Origin of the sequence: Ancylobacter polymorphus, from assembly GCF_030813495.1 — a bacterium.
Taxonomy (GTDB): Bacteria; Pseudomonadota; Alphaproteobacteria; order Rhizobiales; family Xanthobacteraceae; genus Ancylobacter; species Ancylobacter polymorphus.
The window spans coordinates 1-7663 of sequence record NZ_JAUSUI010000017.1 but is presented as its reverse complement, the minus strand read 5'-3'; the positions used below and the strand labels follow the sequence as shown (position 1 = coordinate 7663).

The window sequence follows — 7663 nt, the reverse complement described above, 5'->3', positions numbered from 1 at the left end:
GACATATCGCCGATTAATGTCCGAGGCCGAAACTGACCCTTAGCCGAGTCGCGCAACGTCCGGTTCGTGCGGTTTGTGACCTCACTAGGCACATCCCCGACCATTGTGAGGCCTCAGGAGCGAATCCCAGTCCAGTTTTCGCAGCATCACGACGGCAGCATCTGCAGCCCAACGCCCGCCGCCGCACACACTGCCAGTGTCGGGATCATGCCGACCTTGAAGCGGAGCATGGCCACCATGGCGGCAGCGGCCAGCAGCGCCGCACGCCAGTCGATGGAGGACAGCACGGGGAGCTCCGGTCCAACTCCGAAGAACTCGAAAGCTCGAACCTCCCGAAACACCACGTGAAGAGCGAACCACAGGGCAAGGTTCATGACGACGCCGACGACAGCGGCGGTGATGGCGGACAACGCCGCGGAAACCGCCCGGTTGCCGCGTAGAGCTTCGGCATAGGGCGCGCCGGCGAAGATGAACAGAAAGGACGGCGCGAACACCACCCATGTGGTCAGCAGGGCGCCGAGCCCTCCCGCCACCAGCGGATCGAGCGTGCCTAGGGCCCGGTAGGCGGCGAGAAAACCGACGAACTGCAGAACCAGAATCAGCGGGCCCGGCGTGGTCTCTGCGAGCCCGAGGCCATCGACCATCTCGCCCGGCGCCAGCCAGCCGAAGCTGTCGACGGCGGCCTGCGCCACATAGGTCAACACCGCATAGGCCCCACCGAAGGTCACGACGCCCATGGTCGCGAAGAAGGTGCCGAGCTGCGTCCACAGACTGGAACCGCCGGTCGACAGCCACAGGAGCAGCACCGGGGCGAGCCAGATGGCAAGCCACAGGCTCACGACGCGGATGGTGCGTCGCGTCGAGGGGAAGGCATGTGTCAGCTGTCCGCGCTCGAACATGCGATCGATCACGCCATGGGTGTCGGCAACAGCGCCTTTGCCGCCATGTCCGCCACCGACAAAGATCGCTGGGGCGTGCCGGCTCCCGAGCCAGCCGACGAGCCCGGCGGCGAGAATGATGATCGGAAACGGTATGCGTAGCAGGTAGATGCCGAGGAAGGCGGTCACCGCGATGCTGATCATTACGCGGTTTTTCAGCGCCCGCCTGCCGATGCGCAGAACGGCCTCCACGACAACGGCCAGGACCGCCGCCTTAACGCCGAAGAACATGGCGTCGATCAGCGGCACGTGTCGGTAGACGACATACAGGACGCTCAAGCCAAACATGACCAGCGCGCCCGGCAGGATGAAGAGAACACCGGCAATGAGGCCGCCCAGGGTCCGGTGCATCAGCCAGCCAATATAGGTGGCGAGCTGCTGGGCTTCCGGGCCGGGCAGCACCATGCAGTAATTGAGAGCGTGCAGAAAGCGCTGCTCGCCGATCCAGCGGCGGTCCTCGACCAGCTCCTTGTGCATCAGGGCGATTTGACCGGCCGGGCCGCCGAAGCTGAGAAGGCCGATGCGCGCCCACACTTTGGTAGCCTCGCGGAAGGACGGAACGGCGGGGGCGCTCGCGGAAGCCGCCACATCAGTGGTGGGTGTCGACATGGTCGCCTCCCTCACGCCGGGTTCGAGCGCGATGGCCAGTTATGGGTCTCCTCGGTCGCGTCGCGGCACCAGCGGTAGAAGGCGTCATAGAGCGTCATGCCGGCGTCGAGTTGTTCGAGGTCGTCGCGAAACATGCGCGACAGTCCCAGGGAGGCGGCAAGGAAGCCGGCCGCCTGCGGAACGAGGTCGAGCCTGTCCGTGTCGGCGGCGCGCACAATGTCGGCCAGCCGCTCCAGCGGCGTGCAGGAGAGGCCAAACTCTTCGATCATGGTGTCGAAGCTGCAGCGATCGCCACGGTGGCTCCAGAACATACCGTCGATGTCGAAGGGGGTCGCATCGAATTGATCGGCAACGGCGGCAACCTCGGAGGCGCCGACGAAGAGGAACACGGCCGATGGGTCGACGAACCGCCGGATCAACCACGGGCAGGCGATACGGTCGACCTTGGGGCGCGCGCGTGTGACCCAGACGGTTCGTCCTGCCGCGTCAGGCACGGGCAGCCTGTCAGGTTTGACGAGCAGTCCTCCAGCGGCACGCCACGCCTCGAAGCCGCCTTCGAGCGTTTCGGCCCGGGCGCCCGATTGGCGGAGCCATGCCGCCGTGCCCTGCGCCAGCTTGCCGCCCTTCTGGCAAACCACAACCACCTCACGGCCGGCGAACTGCGAGGCCCAGGACGGCACAGCCTGCGCCTCGTATCGGATCGACGCCGGCAGCCGGCGCGGGTCCGCGTCGATGTCGTCCCTCATACGCACGTCAATGATAGCAGGCGTGCCCGGAAGACCGATGAGACGGTAGAGCTGAGAAGCGGTGATTTCAGTGTTTGACGGCATGAGCGTCCATCCCACTTGTCAGGGAACATGGACGCGATCTTTGGGCTGCCGCCTCACGGGGCAATCGCGAATAGCCCCTTATCCCGCTTCTAGCTGAACTCGTCCGTCACCCGCAAGCCGCATGATCAGCGCAGCCATAACTCTCTCAAGGCCACGGCCAGCAACACGAGCCCGGCGGCGGCCTCGATGAACCGCGCCGAGCGGTCCAGAAGGCTCGCCTGATGCGCCAGCAGCCGCATCAACTGATCGCGGAAGAGGATCGTCGCGACGGCGACCGTGGACAGGGTCAGCGCGACGCCAAGCATCATGGTGAAGGCGAAAGCGATGCCCGCCTCAGGCACCCCACGGGAGATGGCAAAGGTCATCACGAAAAGCGTCAGTGGACAGGGGATGAGGCCGGCCATGACGCCGACCATCAGGCCCTCGCCGTGCGCGTGGACATGCCCTCGCGGGCGCAAGGCCCGCCACACCATCCACAGGCCGATGATGCCGAGAAGTGCGCGGCTGACATCTTCAAGAACAGGCGCGCGGCCGACACTGCCCAGGGACGCGGAGATCAGCGGGAGCGCCAGAAGGGCGATCAGCACCGAGATCAGCACATGGGTAAACGAGAGCGCCAGAGAGACGCCCAGTCCGCGCAGGATGCCGAGCCGGGAGCCCGCCAGATAGGTCGCAAGGATCGTCTTGCTGTGCCCCGGGGTCAGCGCATGCGCCGCACCGAACAGGATCCCCATCGGCAGATAGACGATGAACGCGCCCCAGCCGCCTGTCCCCGCAACATCCCGGATCTGCGCGGCGAAGGCCTGATAGATGTCCTGCTGGAACCCGACAATGTGCTGCCAGAAGGCCATGATCAGCCGAGCCCCAGCGTGACGGCGGCAAGAACCAGGTAGCGCCCGACCTTGGCCAGGGTGACGAGGATCAGAAAAATCGGCAGCGGCTCGCGCAGCACCCCGGCGATGACGGTCAGCGGATCGCCGATAACAGGCGCCCAGCTGAGAAGCAGGGACCATTTGCCGTAGCGCCGATACCAGCTCTCCGCGCGCGCCAGAGCGGCGGGCTTTACCGGAAACCATTTCCGGTCGCGAAAGCGGTGAATGCCGCGCCCAAGCAGCCAGTTGATGACTGACCCCAGCACATTGCCGAGGCTCGCCACTCCCACCAGCGCCCAGGGCGGATAGTCGGTCGTCAGCAACAACCCGACCAGAACAGCTTCGGATTGCATCGGCAGAATTGTCGCCGCGACCAATGCGCTGAAGAACAGCCCGGCATAGGCCGCAAGCTCGGTCATGGTCGGCCACGGCCGGCAGGGAGCATCATGGGCGCGGCCATTCCGTGTGGTGGCGGTCGATGACAAACACATGGCTGTGGCGATGGCCGCCGACAACGGGAACAGCGCCAGCCAGATGGGGATCATCCTCGGCCAGCGCCCCGTGGACATGCTCCAGCTCATCGGGATCTCTCGCCGGCCAGAGCCGCAGCGCGGCGAGAACGGCGAATCCGGCCAGAAGTGCAAGCACGGCGGACGTGCCCGGCAGGCCGATGCTCGCGCCCAGCCAGCCCGCAAGGGGATAGGTGATCAGCCAGCAGGCATGCGACAGCGCGAACTGCGCCGCGAAGAGCGAGGGACGGTCTTCCGGCCGCGAGGAGCGGCGCAGCAGACGGCCCGAGGGCGTCTGCACCAGCGAATAGCCAAGCCCCAGCAGGAACCAGAGCGGCAGCACGAATGCGTAGCTGCGCAGGGCGGATCCGACCAGAAGTCCCGCGACCAAGATCCCCGCGCCGGCGAGCATGGCAGTGCGGTCAGGAACCGTCTCCAGCAGCCGCGGCAATACGAGGGCCGCCACCATCGAGCCCCCGCCAAAGGCGGCGAGCGCCAGTGCGGCGGCGCTCTGATCGAGGCCGAGCACCGCCTGAACCAGAACCACGGTGTTGACGATGACCATGGCGCTGGCCGCCGCGACGGCCAGGTTCAGCGCCAGCAGGCCGCGCAGGCGCGGCGTCGCGAGATAGATGCGGATGCCGCGCATGGTCCGGTCGTAAATGCCCCGCTTCTCTCCCGCATGCGGGCTCGGCAGGACCACCGAAACCACAAGGGCGGCCGAGGCGAGGAAGCCGACGACGGTGCCGGCGAACAGGCTGTGAAAACTGATCAGCGTCAGCAGGGCGGCCGCCAGCATCGGGCTGACCAGGCTTTCGAGATCATAGGCGAGCCGGGACAGCGAGAGCGCACGGGTATAGTCACGCTCATCCGGCAGGACATCGGGGATAGTCGCCTGGAAGGTCGGCGTGAATCCGGCGGACGCCGACTGCAGCACGAAGATCAGCACATAAACCTGCCAGATCTCGCTCACGAAGGGCAGCAGGAGCGCGACGGCGGCACGAACCAGATCCAGCGAAACCAGCATGGTCCGCCGAGGCAGTCGCTCGGCAAAGGCCGCGGCAACCGGCGCGACCCCGACATAGGCGATCATCTTGATCGCGAGTGCCGTGCCCAGCACCGCCCCCGCATTCGCCCCCGCCAAGTCATAGGCGAGAAGGCCAAGGGCCACGGTCGCCAGCCCGGTCCCGATCAGGGCAATGACCTGTGCGAGGAACAGGTGCCGGTATGTCCGGTTCGCAAGGACAGCGAGCATGTCTCACACCGCCTGCGCGCTGGCGAGCACGGCGATGCCGCTCCGGCGGCGCCCGCCGACATCAAGGCCCACCGCGATCAGCCGTGCATAGAAGAAGCCGAGCGCGCGCCGTATGTGAGACACTATGACCGGCGGGCCGAGAGGGACCACCTGGGCCGAAAGTCCAGGCAGCGCTACGATGAAGGCGGCCGTCACCGTCTTGGAATGGCCCGGTTCCAGCCCGTGCAGCGCGCCGAGCAGGATGGCCCTCGCGATGAACAGCCAGGAGCTTCCTGCCCTCTGTTGAAGCAACTCGGCAAAGGGCGTCATGCGGTCCTCATAGATATTTGATGATGTCCTTGAAACCGTCGATCGAACGGCGCTGGTCGCGCGGCAGCGATGCGACGACCTCATCGAGGCAATGGTCGAGATGATCCTGGATCAGGGTCTTCTTCGCCTGTGTGATCGCCTTTTCGACCGCGTGGAGCTGCTGGGCGATGTCCAGGCAATTGCGGCCGGTCTCGAGCATCTCGATCACGCTGCGCAAATGACCGTCGGCGCGCTTCAGCCGCTTGACGATTTCCGGATGTGTCTCATGGATGTGCGGATGATCGTTCATTAATTTATCCTATCCCCCCCGATGGGATGTGTCGATCCCCCTAGGGGGATGAATGAGGTTGCGTATCAGGCCGAATGACCTAGGGTTAATGAACGATTCAGATTTTCGGCGATACCTATCCGTGATGACGCCACGTGCCCGCACCGTCCTGCTTTGCAGCTTCCTCGCGCTTGTCATGGCGCTGGGATCGGTGGCGTCGTCCGTGCGAACCGCGCTGTCCCATAACCCGGCGGTTCTTCTCGCGATCGAGGCCGAGCGGCACGCGGCCCTCGCCCAGGAAATCGCCGACCACGGCCATTCCCATGACGAGGGCTGGCAGGATGAGCAGGCGCCCGGCCATTCCCATGGCCACGACCCCACTGACCACTCGCATGACGTTCCCAGCGTTGTTGCGGCGCTTGTCCAGATGACGCCGCCGGCATGGCGGGTCTGGAGCGCCACGGTCCGGGATGTGCCTGCGGTAACAAAGACCTATCCCTTCGAGAAGCCTCCGAAGCACGTCGTCACAGCGTGATCGCGGCCGCACACTCGGCACCCCTCATCGACGACATTTCGGAGTTTCCATGCACCATACCTCTCGCGAGGTCCGGTTTGGCGTGCGCGCGTCGCTGACGCGGCTCGTCCATAGCCAAGGCCTTGCGCTTCTCCTGCTGCCGCTTACCGTGGCAACGGCCTTCGCCCATGCCGTGGCCGAAGGCGACAAGGGCTACATCCAGGAAATAACGGGCGTACACCTGCTGCCCTTCGTCTATCTCGGTGCCAAGCATATGGTGACCGGCTATGATCACATCCTGTTCCTGCTGGGCGTGATCTTCTTCCTCTACAAGCTCAAGCACATCGGTATCTATGTCAGCCTGTTCGCCCTCGGGCATTCGACGACGATGCTGCTGGGTGTGTATTTCAACATCGGCATCAACAGCTACATCATCGATGCCATCATCGGCTTCTCGGTGGTCTACAAGGCGCTCGACAATCTCGGCGCCTTCCAGCGCTGGTTCGGCGTGCAGCCGGATTCAAAGGCGGCGACGCTGGTCTTCGGCTTCCTGCACGGCTTCGGCCTGTCGACCAAGATCATCGAATACGACATCTCGCCGGACGGGTTGGTGCCGAACCTCCTCGCCTTCAATGTCGGTGTCGAGATCGGCCAGCTTCTCGCCCTCGCCGCCATCCTCATCATCATGAGCTACTGGCGCCGCACCGACAGCTTCTTCCGCCACGCCTACACAGCCAACGTCGTGATGATGACCGCCGGCTTCGTGCTGATCGGCTATCAGATCACCGGCTGGTTCGTCGCGTGACCCCTCCCAATTCAAGGACATACTGACATGTACAATTCGGACATTCCTTCGCGCGCCGAACTGCCGACATCCCGCCAGCTTCTGCGCTCCACCCTCATCGCCATCGTCGCCGCATTGGCGATCCTCATCACCATCGTGCTGCCCGCCGAGTACAATATCGACCCGACCGGTGTCGGCCGGGTGCTGGGCCTCGCGCAGATGGGCGAGATCAAGGTGCAACTCGCCGAAGAGGCCGCGCGCGACCGGCAGATGGACCAGAACTCCACGGTGCCTGCCCCCGGTTCCAGCCTGCTCGGCCGGGTCTTTGCGGCTCTCGTCGTTTCCCCGGCTTCGGCCCAAACCGCCTCGCGGCAGGATGTGACAACCCTCACGCTCACGCCCGGCCAGGGCGCCGAGATCAAGCTGGTGATGAAGGCCGGTGCCAAGGCCGATTACAGCTGGACAGTGTCCGGCGGCGTGGTGAACTTCGATACCCACGGCGACGGTGGCGGCAAGTCCATCAGCTACGAGAAGGGCCGCGCCGTGCCCGGCGACGACGGCGTGCTTGAAGCGGCCTTCGACGGCAATCACGGCTGGTTCTGGCGTAACCGGGGCAGCGCCGACGTGACCCTCACCTTGAAGACGAGCGGCGCGTATGCCGAGATCAAGCGGCCCGATTGATTAGCTAAACGCCCGCGCCACGGAGGTCGTCGCGCCTCCGTGGCGCAAATGCTGTCTTCGCCGAAGCGTCTGCTGTCGATGCGTCCGCAAATGT

The 7663-nt window shown here is 65.1% G+C and carries 10 protein-coding genes; 3 read left to right on the top strand and 7 right to left on the bottom strand.

The window, feature by feature from the left end:
* Positions 1-146: 146 nt before the first annotated feature.
* The 7 genes from chrA to J2S75_RS22340 all read right to left on the bottom strand — a co-directional run bounded on the left by chrA (position 147) and on the right by J2S75_RS22340 (position 5611).
* Positions 147-1547, bottom strand: coding sequence for a chromate efflux transporter (gene chrA, locus J2S75_RS22370; protein WP_307023457.1), 1401 nt, complete (start codon positions 1545-1547; stop codon positions 147-149).
* Between the two features lie 11 nt (positions 1548-1558).
* Positions 1559-2377, bottom strand: coding sequence for a chromate resistance protein ChrB domain-containing protein (locus J2S75_RS22365; protein WP_307023455.1), 819 nt, complete (start codon positions 2375-2377; stop codon positions 1559-1561).
* Positions 2378-2502: 125 nt separating this feature from the next.
* Positions 2503-3228, bottom strand: a complete 726-nt coding sequence (locus J2S75_RS22360) for a nickel/cobalt transporter (RefSeq protein ID WP_307023453.1) — start codon at positions 3226-3228, stop codon at positions 2503-2505.
* A 2-nt stretch (positions 3229-3230) separates the two neighbouring features.
* Positions 3231-3668: a YqaA family protein gene (locus tag J2S75_RS22355; protein ID WP_307023451.1), complete on the bottom strand. Its 438-nt coding sequence runs from the start codon at positions 3666-3668 to the stop codon at positions 3231-3233.
* A 25-nt stretch (positions 3669-3693) separates the two neighbouring features.
* A complete protein-coding gene (locus J2S75_RS22350) occupies positions 3694-5013 on the bottom strand; it encodes an MFS transporter (protein WP_307023449.1) in 1320 nt (439 codons plus the stop codon).
* 3 nt (positions 5014-5016) lie between these two features.
* Positions 5017-5322 (bottom strand): sulfite exporter TauE/SafE family protein, encoded by a 306-nt coding sequence (locus tag J2S75_RS22530; RefSeq protein ID WP_370874203.1) that lies wholly within the window; start codon positions 5320-5322, stop codon positions 5017-5019.
* A 7-nt stretch (positions 5323-5329) separates the two neighbouring features.
* Entirely contained in the window at positions 5330-5611 is a 282-nt protein-coding gene (locus tag J2S75_RS22340; protein WP_132033555.1) for a metal-sensing transcriptional repressor, read from the bottom strand.
* A gap of 88 nt (positions 5612-5699) precedes the next feature.
* Between J2S75_RS22340 and J2S75_RS22335 the strand changes: the two genes are divergently transcribed.
* From J2S75_RS22335 to J2S75_RS22325, 3 genes are read left to right on the top strand one after another with little or no spacing between them, the layout of a single operon-like run.
* On the top strand, positions 5700-6125 hold the full coding sequence (locus J2S75_RS22335; RefSeq protein ID WP_307023445.1) for a hypothetical protein: 426 nt from the start codon (positions 5700-5702) through the stop codon (positions 6123-6125).
* A 49-nt stretch (positions 6126-6174) separates the two neighbouring features.
* Complete coding sequence (locus J2S75_RS22330) at positions 6175-6909, top strand: HupE/UreJ family protein (protein ID WP_307023444.1); 735 nt, start codon at positions 6175-6177, stop codon at positions 6907-6909.
* 27 nt (positions 6910-6936) lie between these two features.
* Positions 6937-7569, top strand: a complete 633-nt coding sequence (locus J2S75_RS22325) for a transmembrane anchor protein (RefSeq protein ID WP_307023443.1) — start codon at positions 6937-6939, stop codon at positions 7567-7569.
* Positions 7570-7663 lie beyond the last annotated feature (94 nt).

Excerpts from the sequence above, each read along its gene's own strand:
- J2S75_RS22330 (WP_307023444.1), top strand. The coding sequence starts at position 6,175 with ATGCACCATACCTCTCGCGAGGTCCGGTTTGGCGTGCGCGCGTCGCTG.
- J2S75_RS22350 (WP_307023449.1), bottom strand. The coding sequence starts at position 5,013 with ATGCTCGCTGTCCTTGCGAACCGGACATACCGGCACCTGTTCCTCGCA.
- J2S75_RS22335 (WP_307023445.1), top strand. The coding sequence starts at position 5,700 with ATGAACGATTCAGATTTTCGGCGATACCTATCCGTGATGACGCCACGT.
- J2S75_RS22340 (WP_132033555.1), bottom strand. The coding sequence starts at position 5,611 with ATGAACGATCATCCGCACATCCATGAGACACATCCGGAAATCGTCAAG.
- chrA (WP_307023457.1), bottom strand. The coding sequence starts at position 1,547 with ATGTCGACACCCACCACTGATGTGGCGGCTTCCGCGAGCGCCCCCGCC.
- J2S75_RS22325 (WP_307023443.1), top strand. The coding sequence starts at position 6,937 with ATGTACAATTCGGACATTCCTTCGCGCGCCGAACTGCCGACATCCCGC.
- J2S75_RS22355 (WP_307023451.1), bottom strand. The coding sequence starts at position 3,668 with ATGACCGAGCTTGCGGCCTATGCCGGGCTGTTCTTCAGCGCATTGGTC.
- J2S75_RS22365 (WP_307023455.1), bottom strand. The coding sequence starts at position 2,377 with ATGCCGTCAAACACTGAAATCACCGCTTCTCAGCTCTACCGTCTCATC.
- J2S75_RS22360 (WP_307023453.1), bottom strand. The coding sequence starts at position 3,228 with ATGGCCTTCTGGCAGCACATTGTCGGGTTCCAGCAGGACATCTATCAG.
- J2S75_RS22530 (WP_370874203.1), bottom strand. The coding sequence starts at position 5,322 with ATGACGCCCTTTGCCGAGTTGCTTCAACAGAGGGCAGGAAGCTCCTGG.